Consider the following 14,538-nt stretch of genomic DNA (forward strand, 5'->3'; position numbering starts at 1 on the left):
CCTTCGGGCGACTGTCCGACGACCCCGCGCATCCAGGTCCTCGTGGTCGCCTTCTGCTTCGGCGCCCTCCTGGAGGCCCTCGCCGGCTTCGGGGCACCCGTCGCGATCTGCTCGGTCATGCTCGTGGCGCTGGGCTTCGAACCGGTGCGCGCCGCGGTCGTCGCGCTGGTCACCAAACACCGTGCCGGTCGCCTTCGGCGCGATGGGCACGCCGGTGGTGACCCTCCCCAGGTCACCGAACTTCCCCTGGACACCGTGGCGTCCGTGGTGGGCCGTCAGACGCCGTTGCTGGCCCTGGTGGTGCCGCTGGTGCTGGTCTGGCTCGTGGACGGGCGGCGCGGTCTGCGCGAGACGTGGGTGCCCGCCCTGGCGTGCGGAATCGCCTTGGCCATAGCCCAGTTCGCCGCCTCCAACCACCTCTCCGCCCAACTCGCCGACATCGCCGCCGCCTTGGCCGGCGCGGGCGCCCTGGTCGCCGTACCGCAGGCACGCAGGCCCGCCGCCGAGCCGGTACGCGCGGCCGTGCTGACCGGCACGCGCGGCGAGGACCTCGACGAGGACGACCCGCGCGGGGAAGTCCTGCGCGCCTACGCCCCGTACGCCCTGATCGTCGCCGTCTTCTCCCTCGCCCTATCCCGGCGGTCAAGGACTGGCTGGCCCGCGCCACACAGACCTACGACTGGCCGTTTCTGGACGTCGTGGACGCGGACGGCGACCCGGTCGGCGCCAACGTCTTCACCTGGCCGGTGGTCTCCACCGGCGGCACGCTAGTGCTGCTCGCCGGTGTCATCACGGCGATCGTCCTCGGGGTGCACGCGCGCGTGGCGGTCAGGGAATGGGCCGCCACGGTGCACGAGTTGCGGTTCGCCATCCTCACCGTGACGTCCGTCCTCGCCCTGGCCTACGTCATGAACCTCTCCGGGCAGGCCGCGACGATCGGTCACTTCGTGGCGGCGGCCGGCGCCGGACTGGCCTTCCTCTCCCCGGTCCTCGGCCGGTTCGGTGTCGCCGTCTCCGGCTCGGACACCTCGGCCAACGTCCTCTTCGGCGCGCTGCAGGTGACCGCGGCCGAGGAGTCGGGGCTCTCGTCCGAACTCCTGGCCGCCGCCAACAGCTCGGGCGGCGTCCTCGGCAAGATGATCTCGCCGCAGAACCTCACCATCGCCTGCGCGGCGGTGGGGCTCGCGGGCCGCGAGGGGGACCTGCTGCGCAGGGTCCTGCCCTGGAGCCTCGGGCTGCTGCTGGTGATGTGTCTGATCGTGGTCGGACAGAGCTCGCCGGTGCTGGGCTGGATGCTGCCCTGAGCCACGCGGAGCCCTGACCTCCGGTTATCTTCCGCGGTCCAGTCGGCCACCCCACGGCGCACTGTCGGCGGGGGCGGGTAGTTTGTGGTGACCACAGGACTTTCAGAAGGGGTGGCCGTGGCTGATCTGTCACAGCTCGTCAAGGCGTACGACGTGCGCGGGGTCGTCCCGGACCAGTGGGACGAGACCCTGGCCGAGCTCTTCGGCGCCGCCTTCATCCGGGTGACCGGCGCGAGCGCGATCGTGACCGGACACGACATGCGGCCCTCGTCCCCCGGCCTCTCGCGCGCCTTCGCGCGCGGCGCGGCCACCCAGGGCGTCGACGTGACAGAGATCGGCCTGTGCTCGACCGACCAGCTGTACTACGCCTCGGGTGCGCTGGACCTGCCGGGCGCGATGTTCACGGCCTCGCACAACCCGGCGCAGTACAACGGCATCAAGCTGTGCCGGGCCGGCGCCGCCCCGGTCGGCCAGGACACCGGCCTCGCCGAGATCCGCGTACTCGTCGAAGGGTGGATCGAGTCGGGCGCCCCGGCCTCGACGGCCACCACCGGCGTCATCACCCAGCGGGACACGCTCGAGGACTACGCGGCCCACCTCCGCTCCCTCGTCGACCTCGCCTCCCTCCGGCCCCTGAAGGTCGTCGTCGACGCGGGCAACGGGATGGGCGGTCACACGGTCCCGACGGTCTTCGAGGGCCTGCCCCTGGACCTCGTGCCCATGTACTTCGAACTCGACGGCACCTTCCCCAACCACGAGGCCAACCCCCTCGACCCGGCCAACCTCGTGGACCTCCAGCAGCGCGTCCGCGCAGAGGGTGCCGACCTCGGCATCGCCTTCGACGGCGACGCCGACCGCTGCTTCGTCGTCGACGAGCACGGCGACCCGGTCTCCCCGTCCGCGATCACGGCCCTGGTGGCCTCCCGCGAGCTCGCCAAGCACGGCGGCAAGGGCACGATCATCCACAACCTGATCACGTCCTGGTCGGTGCCGGAGGTCGTCAGGGAGAACGGCGGCACACCGGTACGCACACGCGTGGGCCACTCCTTCATCAAGGCCGAGATGGCGAAGAGCGGCGCGATCTTCGGCGGCGAGCACTCCGCGCACTACTACTTCGCGGACTTCTGGAACGCCGACACGGGCATGCTCGCCGCCCTGCACGTCCTCGCCGCCCTCGGCGGTCAGGACGGCCCCCTCTCCGACCTCGTCGCCGAGTACGACCGCTACGCCGGCTCCGGCGAGATCAACTCCACCGTCGACGACCAGACCGGTCGCCTGGCAGCCGTCAAGGACGCCTACGAGGGCCAGGAGGGCGTCACCCTGGACACCCTCGACGGCCTCACCGTCACGTCCGCCGACTGGTGGTTCAACGTCCGCCCCTCCAACACCGAACCGCTGCTCCGCCTCAACGCGGAGGCCCGCGACGAGGCCACGATGGCGAAGGTGCGGGACGAGGTGCTGGGGATCATCAGGGGCTGAGGCTCTTCAGCCCGCCGGCGTCCGAGAGCGAGGTCGTGTGCCGTCAGGCATTCCCAGCCCGTCCGGCGTTAGAGACCGAGGCCCCTTCAGGGCCGATCGCGGGGCGAGGGGTGGAGCCCCTGGCGGGGTGGACGGGGCGAAGCGCCTGGTGAGGGGACGGGTAGTTGCAGCGGGGGCAACCCCTCAACGGCCCACCCGGCACGCGCGGCCCGCCTTGCCCGCCCCCGCACCCCGCCGCCCCCGTCCCGCGCGTGCGTCCGCGTCTCACCGCTCCGGTTCGGCGCGCCCCCGGTGCGCGCATCCGGGTCTTGCTGCTCCGGTTCGGCGCGCCCTCGGCGCAAGCATCCGCGCCTCACCGCTCTGGCCCGGTGCGCCCCGGGGCGAGCATCCCGGCTTCGTTGCTCCGGTTCGGCACGCCCCCGGGCCCGGCGCGGGTGGGAGACGGCGGCCCCGGGTCCGCGCCTCACCGCTCCGGCCCGCCACGACCCCCGCACGAACATCCACACCGGCGGTACCCTGACCAGGCACATCCGCACCGACGCTCGTCCACACGACTCCCGCCCCGAAGGGACCCCTCATGCCGCTCGAAGCCGGCCTCCTGGAGATCCTCGCCTGCCCGGCCTGCCACGCCCCCCTCAAGGAGCAGGACACCGAGCTGATCTGCACCGGCCAGGACTGCGGCCTCGCGTACCCCGTCCGAGACGGCATCCCCGTCCTCCTCGTCGACGAGGCCCGCCGCCCGGCGTAAGACCACCGGCGACCCGGAGACGCGCGAAACCGACGACCCGGCGACCGGAGGCTGCCGCCCATGCTCGACGAATCGCTGCTCGACACCCCCGAGGCCCTCTCGGAGGCCGACCGACGCGGCCTGCTCCGCGGAGCCGCCGAAGCAGGCGCCCGCGTCCGCACCGCGGCCCGCCACGCCGCCGAGGCTGGCGTGGGCGACCTCAAACCCGACGGCCGCCCCCGAGCCGTCCTCATCGCCGGCCCCGGTGCCGCCGCCACGCACACCGCCGACCTCCTCGGCACCCTCGCCGGCGCCGGCAGCCCCGTCACCCGCCTGGCCCCCACCGGAGTGGCCCCCGCCGGGGGCGCGCTGCGCTGGGAGCTGCCCGGCTGGGCGGGGTCCGTGGACCTGCTGCTGATCGCCACCCCGGACGGCGCCGAGCCGGGTCTGTCCGTGCTCGCCGAACAGGCCTACCGCCGCGGCTGCGCCGTCGTCGCCGTGGCCCCGCCCCGCTCCCCCCTCGCGGAGGCGCTGCACGGCGCCCACGGCCTCTTCGTACCGATGGCGACCGCCCCCTACGACCAGGACGAACCCCTCGCCGCGTCCTCCGCCGGCGTGTTGTGGGCGCTGCTCACCCCGCTCCTCGCGCTCCTCGACCGCACCGGCCTGCTCGCCGCCCCGCCCGAGGCCCTGGAGAAGGTCGCCGACCGCCTCGACCGGATCGCCGAGCGCTGCGGCCCCGCCATCGCCACCTACAGCAACCCTGCCAAGACCCTGGCCGCCGAACTCGCCGACGCCCTCCCGGTGATCTGGACCGAGGGCACCTCCGCGGGCCCGGCGGGCCGCAGGTTCGCCGCCGCGCTCGCCGAACTCTCCGGACGCCCGGCCCTCGTCTCCGAACTGCCCGAGGCCCTCGCCGCGCACAGCGCCCTGCTCGCCGGTTCGCTCGCCGCGAGCGCCGACCCGAACGACTTCTTCCGCGACCGGGTCGAGGAGCCGCCCGCCCTGCACGCACGCGTGGTGCTGCTCCGGGACCGTCCGATCGGCGGCCTCAGCGCCGCCCCGGCCGCCCGTGACCTGGCCCTCGACCACGACACGCCGATCAGCGAACTGGAGCCGGAGGCCGGCGGCGAACTGGAGACCCTCGCGGAGCTGATCGCCGTCACGGATTTCGCCGCCGTTTACCTGGCGCTCGCCTCGAGGGCCTGATCTTGCCCAGGACGCCCTGACCGCCGTACCCGCCCTCCACCGGCGGCAAGGCGCCTCGTACGTCCCGCCAGCCGTCCGTGTCGTAGAGAGAACCGGCAGAGAGAACCGATGGACCGCCTCGACAACACCGTCCGCCCCTACGCCTGGGGTTCCCCCACCGCCATCCCCGCCCTGCTCGGCACCGAACCGACCGGCGCACCGCAGGCGGAGATGTGGATGGGCGCCCACCCGGGCGCCCCTTCGCGCACCGACCGCGGCACGCTCGTCGACGTCATCGCGGCCGATCCGGAGCGGGAGTTGGGGGAGCAGGCCGTCGCCAGGTTCGGACCCCGCCTGCCCTTCCTCCTGAAGATCCTCGCCGCCGGCGCCCCGCTCTCCCTCCAGGTGCACCCCGACCTGGCACAGGCCAGGGAGGGCTACGAGGACGAAGAGCGCCGCGACATCCCGGTCGACGCCGGCCACCGCAACTACAAGGACGCCAACCACAAGCCCGAACTCATCTGCGCGCTCACCGAGTTCGACGGCCTCTGCGGCTTCCGCACCCCGGCCCTGGCCGCCGACCTCCTCGACGGCCTCGGCGTCGACTCCCTCAAGCCGTACGTCGACCTCCTGCACGCCCAGCCGGAAGAGGCAGCCCTACGCGAGGTCCTCACGGCGGTCCTCACCGCCGACCGCGAGGAGATGGCCCGCACGGTCGCCGAGGCCGCGGCCGCCTGCGACCGTCTCGGCGGCGCCTACGCGCCCTACGCGGACATCGCCCACCACTACCCGGGCGACCCCGGAGTCATCGCCGCGATGCTCCTCAACCACGTCCGGCTCCAGCCGGGCGAGGCCCTCTTCCTCGGCGCCGGCATCCCGCACGCCTATCTGAACGGCCTCGGCGTCGAGATCATGGCCAACTCCGACAACGTCCTGCGCTGCGGCCTGACCCCCAAGCACGTCGACGTCCCCGAACTCCTGCGCATCGTCCGCTTCGAGGCCGGCGACCCGGGCGTGCTGCGCCCGGAGGCGAGCCCCGACGGCGAGGAGGTCTACGAGACGCCGATCGACGAGTTCCGCCTTTCCCGGTACGTCCTTCCGGCGGGCGGCGCAGCACACGACCTCACCCGCGCGACCCCGCAGATCCTCCTCTGCACCGCGGGCTCGGTCCGTGCCGGCGACGTGGAACTCGCCCCCGGCCACTCCGTGTTCGTACCGGCCGGGGAAACGGCCCAAGTGTCCGGAAGCGGCACGGTCTTCCGGGCGACCGTCGTCGTCTGAGCCCACGACTCGGCGCCCTGGCGCACCATTGTCGTCCCGGGCTGCAACAATGGCCCACCGCAAAGGACGGGCAAAGCCCGGGACGGCGTACGAAGGGACAACGCGAACACATGAGCGCGTCAGGCGGCACCAAGGCGATCGTGGCGGCACTCGCCGCCAACCTCGCGATCGCGGTAGCGAAGTTCGTGGCGTTCCTCTTCAGCGGATCGTCGTCGATGCTCGCTGAGTCCGTGCACTCGCTCGCGGACTCCGGCAACCAGGCCCTGCTGCTCGTCGGCGGCAAGAAGGCCAAGCGGGAGGCCACCCCGGAACACCCCTTCGGCTACGGCCGCGAGCGCTACATCTACGCCTTCCTCGTCTCCATCGTCCTCTTCTCGGTCGGCGGCATGTTCGCGATCTACGAGGGCTACGAGAAGATCAAGCACCCGCACGAGATCGATCACTGGTACTGGCCGGTGGGTGTCCTGGTCTTCGCGATCATCGCCGAGACCTTCTCCTTCCGCACGGCCATCAAGGAGTCCAACACCCTGCGGGGCCGGAAGTCGTGGACGGAGTTCGTCCGGCACGCCAAGGCGCCTGAACTGCCCGTGGTCCTCCTGGAGGACCTGGGCGCCCTCGTCGGCCTGATCCTGGCCCTCGGCGGCGTCGGCCTCGCCCTCGCCACCGGCGACGGCGTCTGGGACGGCATCGGCACTCTCTGCATCGGTGTCCTCCTCATCCTGATCGCGCTGGTCCTGGCCGCCGAGACCAAGTCCCTGCTCCTCGGCGAGTCCGCCGGCATCGAGGACGTCAGGAAGATCGAGGCCGCCGTCGTCGACGGCGACACCGTCACCGGCATCATCCACATGCGCACGCTCCACCTCGGCCCCGAGGAGCTGCTGGTCGCCGCCAAGATCGCCGTCCAGCACGACGACACGGCCACCGAGATCGCCACCGCCATCAACGCGGCCGAGTCCCGCATCCGCGAGGCCGTCCCGATCGCCCGCGTCATCTACCTCGAACCCGACGTCTTCAGCGAGACCGAGGCGGCCAAGGGGGCGGACCCCGAGGCCACCCCGGGCGGACCGTCCCATCCCGGCGCGGACCACTGACGTCTCGTACGGCTGTCCCGTACTTGCTGTCTCGTACGACTGTCGGCCACGGCTGTTTCGAACGGCTGTTCCGTTCGGCAGAGGGGTCCACCGAGTCGCTCGGTGGACCCCGTCGTACGTCCCGCGCCTAGCGGATCTCGCCCAGCACGCCGAGCACGGCGTCCGCCTCTGTGGCCGCCGTCAGCCGCTCACGGAACCCGGCGTCCATCAACTTCCGTGACAGCAGCGCCAGAATCCGCAGATGCTCGTCACCCGCAGCCGCCTCCGGTACGGCGATCATGAAGACGAGCCTGGCCTTCGTCCCGTCCAGGGAGCCCCACTCGACCCCCTCGACGGACCGCGCGAACCCGACCACGGGTGAGGTCACGGCGTCCGTCTTGGCATGAGGGATCGCGATCTCCTCGCCGAGCCCGGTCGTGCCCTGCTCCTCGCGCCGCAAAGCGGTCCGCACCAGCTCGTCCTGGTCCGCCACCTTGCCGCTGCGCGCGAGCAGCCCAGCCATCTCCCGGATCGCGGCCTCCTTGTCACGCGCGTCGAGCACGACCTTCACGGTCTGCCCGGTGAGGTAGCCGGAGAGGACCTCGTTGTTCTGACCAGTCTCGGCGGCGGCCTCATCCGCTGAGACCGCGGGAACGGGCGCCGGAGCGTTCGAACCCTCCACGACAGGGCCGCTCGCGACCGTGCCTCCGGCTACCGGCGTCTTCACAGCGCGTGTCCCCGACACAGCAGTCGCACCTGACACACCAGTCGCACCTGACGCACCAGCCGTACCGGGTGCCCCCGCGCCCACCCCGACCAGCGCGGGCCCGGTCCCCAGCGCGTCGGCGCCGGTAACCGGCCCACCCCGGCGCTTCCGCTCGCTGATGTCGACGAGCGCGACCGTCGTCAGCGCGGTGACCACCGTGCCGATCGCCACGGCCACGAAGAACATCGGCACGCCGCTCACCGCGCCCAGCACCGCCACGATCGGCCCGCCGTGCGGCACCGCGTCCTCCACACCGGCGACCCCGGCGATCGCGCCGGCCACCGCGCCGCCCAGCATGTTGGCCGGGATGACCTGCGCCGGCCGCGCCGCCGCGAACGGGATCGCACCCTCGGAGATGCCGAAACAGCCCATGAACAGCGAGGCGAGGCCGGTCTCCCGCTCCTGCTCGGTGTACAGCCGCTTCCGTATCAGGGTGGCCAGGCCCTGCCCCAGCGGCATGACCGGGATCGCGGCCGCGCACATGCCCATGACCGTCTGGTTGCCGGTCGCGATGAGCCCGGCGCCGAAGAGGAAGGCCGTCTTGTTGACCGGTCCGCCCATGTCGAACGCGATCATGAGACCGAGAATCGCGCCCAGCAGGATCGCGCTGGCGCCCGTCATCCCGCCGAGCCAGTCCGTGAGGTTCTCGAAGACCCAGGAGATCGGCTTCCCGATGACGTAGATGAAGAACAGCCCGAGCGCCGTGGTCGCCACGATCGGGATCACGATGATCGGCATGATCGGCTGGACGAACTTCGGGACCCTGATCTTCTTGATCCACAGCACCAGATACCCGGCGAGGAACCCGGTCACGATCGCCCCGATGAACCCGGCGCCCGCCTTCGAGTCGTACAGCGATCCGGTGTTGGCGATCCACCCGCCGATCATGCCCGGCACCAGCGCGGGCCGGTCGCCTATCGCGTAGGCGATGTATCCGGACAGGATCGGGACCATCAGCGTGAAGCCGATGACACCGATGTTGTTCACGTCCATCCAGAAGGAGTTCTTCGGGATGACGAGGCCCCCGGACGGGTCGGTGTGCCCGCCGAGCGACAGCGAGACGGCGATCAGCAACCCGCCGACCACCACGAACGGGATCATGTAACTGACCCCGTTCATCAGCGCCTTGTACGCGACGCTGCGCTCCTTGCCGCCCCTCTCGGCAGCGGGGTCGGCCGAGCCGGCCTCGGTGTGTACGGGCGCCGACCGCACCCGCTCGATCAGCCGCTCGGGGTGGTGGATGCCCTCCGCCACACCCACGGTGAGGACGCGCTTGCCCACGAAACGGCTCAGGTCCACGTCCTTATCCGCGGCGATGATGATGCCGTCCGCAGTGCTGACATCGTTGTCATCGAGTACGTTCTCAGCCCCGATGGACCCTTGCGTCTCCACCTTCATGTCGATGCCGCGGCTCTCGGCAGCCTGCACGAGCTTCTCCGCCGCCATGTACGTGTGCGCGATGCCGGTCGGGCACGCGGTCACGGCGAGCAGCTTCAACCGCCCGTGCTCACCGTCTCCGCTGCCCGTGGGGGGAGGGCCGGCCGGACTTGTCACGTCGATCTCCTAACGCCTTTGTCACGCGGAACGCCGTCCCGGACGCCCCGCAGGATCGATCAGAGGTTCCGATCTCCTGGCATCCTGCAACACCCGTCCCCAGGCTCAAAGGCGCGAAAGTCACCTGTTGTCCCGTTCTGTTGCCGCCTGCACACCCATTCGTAGGTGTCCTGTTATCGCTGTCACGGCCGCCCGCCGCCGCGGCCGACGACACCACGTGATCGGCCCGATGTGTTCCGAGGCGGACTGGGGGCGGTCGGGCCCACCGGTGTAGCTTGGGTGGGAGCCAGACGTCGCTGCTGATGGCGGTCGGGCGGTCCCACCCGGACCGGCCGAGGGAGAGAGGGCCTCCGACGGACTGCGCTGCGCACCCGCGGGCATGCCTGTGCCCTCCTTTGGGCACCCTTGTGTCCGCTGCCGCGCAGACCAGCCGTACCCACCTCGCCCCAACCCCGAGGAGCAGCTCGCAATGACGACTGTCGACAACCGACAGGACTTCAAGGTCGCCGACCTCTCCCTGGCCGCCTTCGGCCGCAAGGAGATCACCCTCGCCGAGCACGAGATGCCCGGCCTGATGGCGATCCGCAAGGAGTACGCCGAGGCGCAGCCCCTGGCCGGCGCCCGTGTCACCGGCTCCCTGCACATGACCGTCCAGACCGCGGTGCTCATCGAGACCCTGGTCGCCCTGGGCGCCGAGGTCCGCTGGGCCTCCTGCAACATCTTCTCCACCCAGGACCACGCGGCCGCCGCCATCGCCGTCGGCCCCCACGGCACGGTGGACAACCCGCAGGGCGTCCCGGTCTTCGCCTGGAAGGGCGAGACCCTGGAGGAGTACTGGTGGTGCACGGAGCAGGCCCTGACCTGGCCGAACACCCCCACCGGCGGCCCGAACATGATCCTCGACGACGGCGGTGACGCCACTCTCCTCGTCCACAAGGGCGTCGAGTACGAGAAGGACGGCAAGGTCCCCTCGGTCGACACCGCCGAGAACGACGAGCACCGCGTCATCCTCGAGCTCCTGAACCGCACGATCAGCGACGGCTCGCAGAAGTGGACCCAGCTCGCCTCCGAGATCCGCGGCGTGACCGAGGAGACCACGACCGGCGTCCACCGCCTGTACGAGATGCAGCGCGACGGCGTCCTGCTGTTCCCGGCGATCAACGTGAACGACGCCGTCACCAAGTCGAAGTTCGACAACAAGTACGGCTGCCGCCACTCCCTGATCGACGGCATCAACCGCGCCACCGACGTCCTCATCGGCGGCAAGACCGCGGTCGTCTGCGGCTACGGCGACGTGGGCAAGGGCTGCGCGGAGTCCCTGCGCGGCCAGGGCGCCCGCGTCATCGTCACCGAGATCGACCCGATCTGCGCCCTCCAGGCGGCGATGGACGGCTACCAGGTCACGACCCTCGACGAGGTCATCGACAAGGCTGACATCTTCATCACCACGACCGGCAACAAGGACATCATCATGGCCTCGGACATGGCCAAGATGAAGCACCAGGCCATCGTCGGCAACATCGGCCACTTCGACAACGAGATCGACATGGCCGGCCTCGCCAAGATCCCCGGCATCGTCAAGGACGAGGTGAAGCCGCAGGTTCACACCTGGACCTTCTCCGACGGCAAGGTGATCATCGTCCTGTCCGAGGGCCGCCTGCTGAACCTGGGCAACGCCACCGGGCACCCCTCCTTCGTGATGTCCAACTCCTTCGCGGACCAGACCCTGGCCCAGATCGAGCTGTTCACGAAGCAGTCCGAGTACCCGATCGGCGTCTACACGCTGCCCAAGCACCTGGACGAGAAGGTCGCCCGCCTCCACCTGGACGCGCTCGGCGTGAAGCTCACCCAGCTCCGCCCCGAGCAGGCCGCGTACATCGGCGTCGAGGTCGATGGCCCGTTCAAGTCGGACCACTACCGCTACTGAGCCCGCACCCCGGCTCGCGAGGAGCACGTCCGTGCACTGACGCGCTCCCGCAACAGCAGGTCCTCCGAGGCAGGCCCCCGCACCCCCGTGCCGGGGGCCTGCCCCTTTGGCCACCGAGGCCGGACCAGCCCGTCACGTCCCAGGACCAGGATCCACATGCCCCGCGGCCGCTATTCGCTCCACGATCCGCACGATCGCACCCCCCTCGCGGAAGAGCACTTCCACTGCGCCCCCGGCCCCTCCGGCTGGCGTTACGTCTCGCAACTGACCACCCCCTCCGGCGACCACAGCGGCTCCGTCGACCTCACCCTCGACGAACTCGGTCGCCCCATCCGCCTCGAACTGCATGCCGCGAACTGGCAGGTCCGCGGTGCCGCCCTCGACGGCGTCACCTGGGTCCGCACGGACCCCACCGGAACGCACGCCACGGAAGGCAACGTCCCCGCCCACGCCTTCACCGGCACATCCCCCGCGTTCCTCGTCGCCACCACCCGTCTCCTCCGCCTCACCCCCTCCGCCTCGGCGACCCGCGTACGCCTCGTCTTCTTCACGGATCCGGTCCTCGCGCCGCGCACCGTGGACCAGTCCTGGGCCCTGCTGAAAAGAGAAGCACACGCCACTGACAACGGCCCTCTGACCGTGGACGAATACCAGGTCACAGCCCTGGACACGGGCGAACAGCACACCGTTCACCTCGCCGGCGACGTGGTGCTCGCAGCGCCCGGAATCGAGCTGGAGGACCTCGAATCCCCGCCCTCGGCGTTCACCTGAGCGGGGATGCGAGCGGATCGGTCTGCCGACGGCTCCGGCCGGTTCAGGAGGGCGGGACGAATCCGGTCCCGGGACGATCGGCAGCCGGAGCCTCGCGGGGCGGTACCGATGGCTGATCCGCCGGCATAGGCGACTGGGCGGACGGCACCGGGCCGCCCTCAGCTTGCCCCGCAGCCGGAGCCACGGCCTGGGCACTTCCTGCCGGACCCGTCCACACGTTGTGCCCGGGAACCGGAGGCGCGTACACACCCTGGGAACCAGAGACCTGCGGCGCACCGCCAACGCCCGGCAGGCCACCCGCAGGCCCCGGACCGCCCGGCGCCCCGCTCACCCCCGCACCAGCCCCGAAGGCCCGCCGCGCCTCTCGCGCCTGCCGCTCCTGCACCACGGCCGCCAGGTACGCGGCCGGCGGCACGCCCTGCGGCGCCGGAGCCCCCGTACAGGCCGTGAGATCGGCGGCAAGCCGTTCCGCCATGGCCCAGCCGACCTGCGGATCCAGCTGCTGCATCCGCGTCAGGTACTGGCGGATCGCAAGCCACAGACCGTCCGGGACCGCCGACAGGTCAAGCGCCGAGAAACGCCCCGACAACCAGGGCGGCGGCGGGGGAACGAAGCCCGTCCGCGCGGTCGGCACCCGTTCCCGTACGACCAGGGTGCCCGCGAACACGTCGCCGAGCCGGCGTCCGCGCGCCGAGACGAGGGAGGAGATGCAGGCGACGACTCCGAACGTCATCAGAATCTCGACCACCCCGATCGCGCCCCGCACCAGCGCGTGACGGAACCGGATCGGTCCGCCGTCGTCCCGCACCACCCGCAGCCCGCACGCAAGCTTCCCGAGCGAACGCCCATGGCTGAGCGTCTCGACCGCGATCGGCACCCCCACCAGTACGAGCAGGAACGTCGCAATCGACACCGCGACCTGAGCCGCGTCGTCCAGAGAAGCAGTGGATACGGCGAGAGCGATGGTCACGACGATGTACGCGGTCACGGCCAGGGCCAGATCGATCATCACCGCCAACGCCCTGCTGGGCAGCTTCGCGGGGCGCAGCTCAAGCGCCACCGCCTCGCCCGTCACCAGATCACTCACGTCCGTACGCCGTCCTTCCCCTGACCTGCCCCGAGAACGGCCAGTCTGCCAAGCTGAGGGCGCATCGCGCCGCAGTACGACAAGCTGACCCCGCGACGAATCGCCGACGACCAGCCGAGGAGCAGGCAGACAGATGGACCTCGACGTCTTCGTCAGCGCCCACCGGGCCGAGTGGGACCGCCTCGACGCGCTGCTGCGGCGCCAGCGCCGCCTCACGGGCGCCGAGGCCGACGAACTCGTCGCGCTCTACCAGCGCACCGCCACCCACCTGTCCCTGATCCAGTCCAGCGCCCCCGATCCGCAACTGACCGGTCGGCTCAGCCAGCTGGTGGCACGCGCGCGTAGTGCCGTGACAGGCACCCGCCGAGCATCTTGGCGGGACGTCACCCGCTTCCTGGCCCACAGCTTCCCCGCCGCGGTCTACCGGTCCCGCCACTGGTGGGTGCCCACGGCGCTCCTGTCGACGGTCGTGGCGGCTCTGCTGGGCTGGTGGATCGGCACTCATCCCGAAGTGCAGGCCTCGATCGCGGCTCCGAACGAGCTGCGCGAACTCACCCGCCCAGGCGGCCAGTACGAGACGTACTACTCCAGCCACCCCGCGGCCTCCTTCGCCGCCCAGGTCTGGACGAACAACGCCCAAGCGGCAGCCATGTGTCTTGTCCTGGGCGTGTTCCTGGGCCTGCCGGTCCTCTGGATCCTCTTCCAGAACATGCTCAACCTCGGCGTCGGCTTCGGCCTGATGTCCTCGGCCGGCCGCTTGGACACCTTCCTCGGCCTCATCCTTCCGCACGGCCTTCTCGAGCTGACCGCAGTGTTCGTCGCGGCCGGCACAGGTCTGCGTCTGGGCTGGACGGTGATCGACCCAGGCCCGCGCTCCCGCCGCTCCGCTCTGGCAGAGGAGGGCCGAGCCGCAGTGGGCATGGCCATAGGCCTCGCGCTCGTCCTCTTCGTCTCCGGCGCCATCGAAGGCTTCGTCACCCCTTCCGGCCTGCCCACCTGGGCCCGCATAGCCATTGGCATCGCCGCCGAACTGGCATTCCTCGCGTACGTCTATGTGCTGGGCGCCCGTGCGGCCCGAGCGGGCGACACCGGGGACGTCGAGGCGGCCGAGCGCAGCGCCACCGTGCCGACAGCGGCCTGATGTGCGTCCACCCTCGCTGAGCTGCTACTGTCTCCTTCGCCCCACAAGAGACGTTGACACGGCTCGTGCGGGGAGGTAGATTCGAACAGTTGCCTGGAGCTTGGTTGATCCGGCTCGGCAGCGGTGAAGTATCTGTCTGCTTCTCGGAACGTCGTTAGAACGTCGCTTTCGAAGAAGCCTCTTCCCGATAAATCGGAAACGGATGGCCGGTCAGACCGGCGCAGAAGTTCTGATAATGTTGGG

Annotated in this window: 12 protein-coding genes; 10 read left to right on the top strand and 2 right to left on the bottom strand. The window is 70.9% G+C overall.

The genetic code is table 11. The features are described 5' to 3' along the window. Positions 1-42 precede the first annotated feature (42 nt). From AQJ84_RS44240 to AQJ84_RS21290, 7 genes are all read left to right on the top strand, one after another. On the top strand, positions 43-771 hold the full coding sequence (locus AQJ84_RS44240; protein ID WP_259294309.1) for an L-lactate permease: 729 nt from the start codon (positions 43-45) through the stop codon (positions 769-771). Then, positions 699-1,304, top strand: a complete 606-nt coding sequence (locus tag AQJ84_RS44245; protein ID WP_225877434.1) for an L-lactate permease — start codon at positions 699-701, stop codon at positions 1,302-1,304. The genes AQJ84_RS44240 and AQJ84_RS44245 overlap by 73 nt, the downstream gene beginning before the upstream one ends. Positions 1,305-1,415: 111 nt before the next feature. Next, complete coding sequence (locus tag AQJ84_RS21275) at positions 1,416-2,783, top strand: phosphomannomutase/phosphoglucomutase (RefSeq protein WP_030044458.1); 1,368 nt, start codon at positions 1,416-1,418, stop codon at positions 2,781-2,783. Positions 2,784-3,360: 577 nt separating this feature from the next. After that, on the top strand, positions 3,361-3,531 hold the full coding sequence (locus tag AQJ84_RS41115; protein ID WP_007382472.1) for a Trm112 family protein: 171 nt from the start codon (positions 3,361-3,363) through the stop codon (positions 3,529-3,531). A gap of 60 nt (positions 3,532-3,591) precedes the next feature. Continuing rightward, positions 3,592-4,719, top strand: coding sequence for an SIS domain-containing protein (locus AQJ84_RS21280; RefSeq protein WP_053191364.1), 1,128 nt, complete (start codon positions 3,592-3,594; stop codon positions 4,717-4,719). A gap of 108 nt (positions 4,720-4,827) precedes the next feature. Next, positions 4,828-5,979, top strand: a complete 1,152-nt coding sequence (manA, locus tag AQJ84_RS21285; protein WP_030044461.1) for a mannose-6-phosphate isomerase, class I — start codon at positions 4,828-4,830, stop codon at positions 5,977-5,979. Between the two features lie 110 nt (positions 5,980-6,089). Next, positions 6,090-7,070, top strand: coding sequence for a cation diffusion facilitator family transporter (locus AQJ84_RS21290; RefSeq protein ID WP_030044462.1), 981 nt, complete (start codon positions 6,090-6,092; stop codon positions 7,068-7,070). Between the two features lie 127 nt (positions 7,071-7,197). On the opposite strand, the gene AQJ84_RS21295 is transcribed toward AQJ84_RS21290, so the two are convergent. After that, on the bottom strand, positions 7,198-9,369 hold the full coding sequence (locus tag AQJ84_RS21295) for a fructose-specific PTS transporter subunit EIIC (RefSeq protein ID WP_030044463.1): 2,172 nt from the start codon (positions 9,367-9,369) through the stop codon (positions 7,198-7,200). Between the two features lie 469 nt (positions 9,370-9,838). Between AQJ84_RS21295 and ahcY the strand changes: the two genes are divergently transcribed. Further along, on the top strand, positions 9,839-11,296 hold the full coding sequence (gene ahcY, locus AQJ84_RS21300) for an adenosylhomocysteinase (RefSeq protein WP_053191366.1): 1,458 nt from the start codon (positions 9,839-9,841) through the stop codon (positions 11,294-11,296). A gap of 156 nt (positions 11,297-11,452) precedes the next feature. Then, positions 11,453-12,067 carry a hypothetical protein gene (locus tag AQJ84_RS21305; RefSeq protein WP_030044465.1) on the top strand — a complete coding sequence of 205 codons (615 nt, stop codon included), beginning with the start codon at positions 11,453-11,455 and terminating at the stop codon, positions 12,065-12,067. Between the two features lie 43 nt (positions 12,068-12,110). Here the strand turns inward: AQJ84_RS21305 and AQJ84_RS21310 are convergent, their stop codons facing one another. Next, complete coding sequence (locus tag AQJ84_RS21310) at positions 12,111-13,154, bottom strand: RDD family protein (RefSeq protein ID WP_079022664.1); 1,044 nt, start codon at positions 13,152-13,154, stop codon at positions 12,111-12,113. 133 nt (positions 13,155-13,287) lie between these two features. Here AQJ84_RS21310 and AQJ84_RS21315 point away from each other — a divergent pair, with 133 nt between their 5' ends. Continuing rightward, positions 13,288-14,295 (top strand): stage II sporulation protein M, encoded by a 1,008-nt coding sequence (locus AQJ84_RS21315; protein ID WP_030044466.1) that lies wholly within the window; start codon positions 13,288-13,290, stop codon positions 14,293-14,295. The last annotated feature ends 243 nt before the right edge of the window (positions 14,296-14,538 follow it).

The organism is Streptomyces resistomycificus (assembly GCF_001514265.1).
Classification (GTDB): domain Bacteria; phylum Actinomycetota; class Actinomycetes; order Streptomycetales; family Streptomycetaceae; genus Streptomyces; species Streptomyces resistomycificus.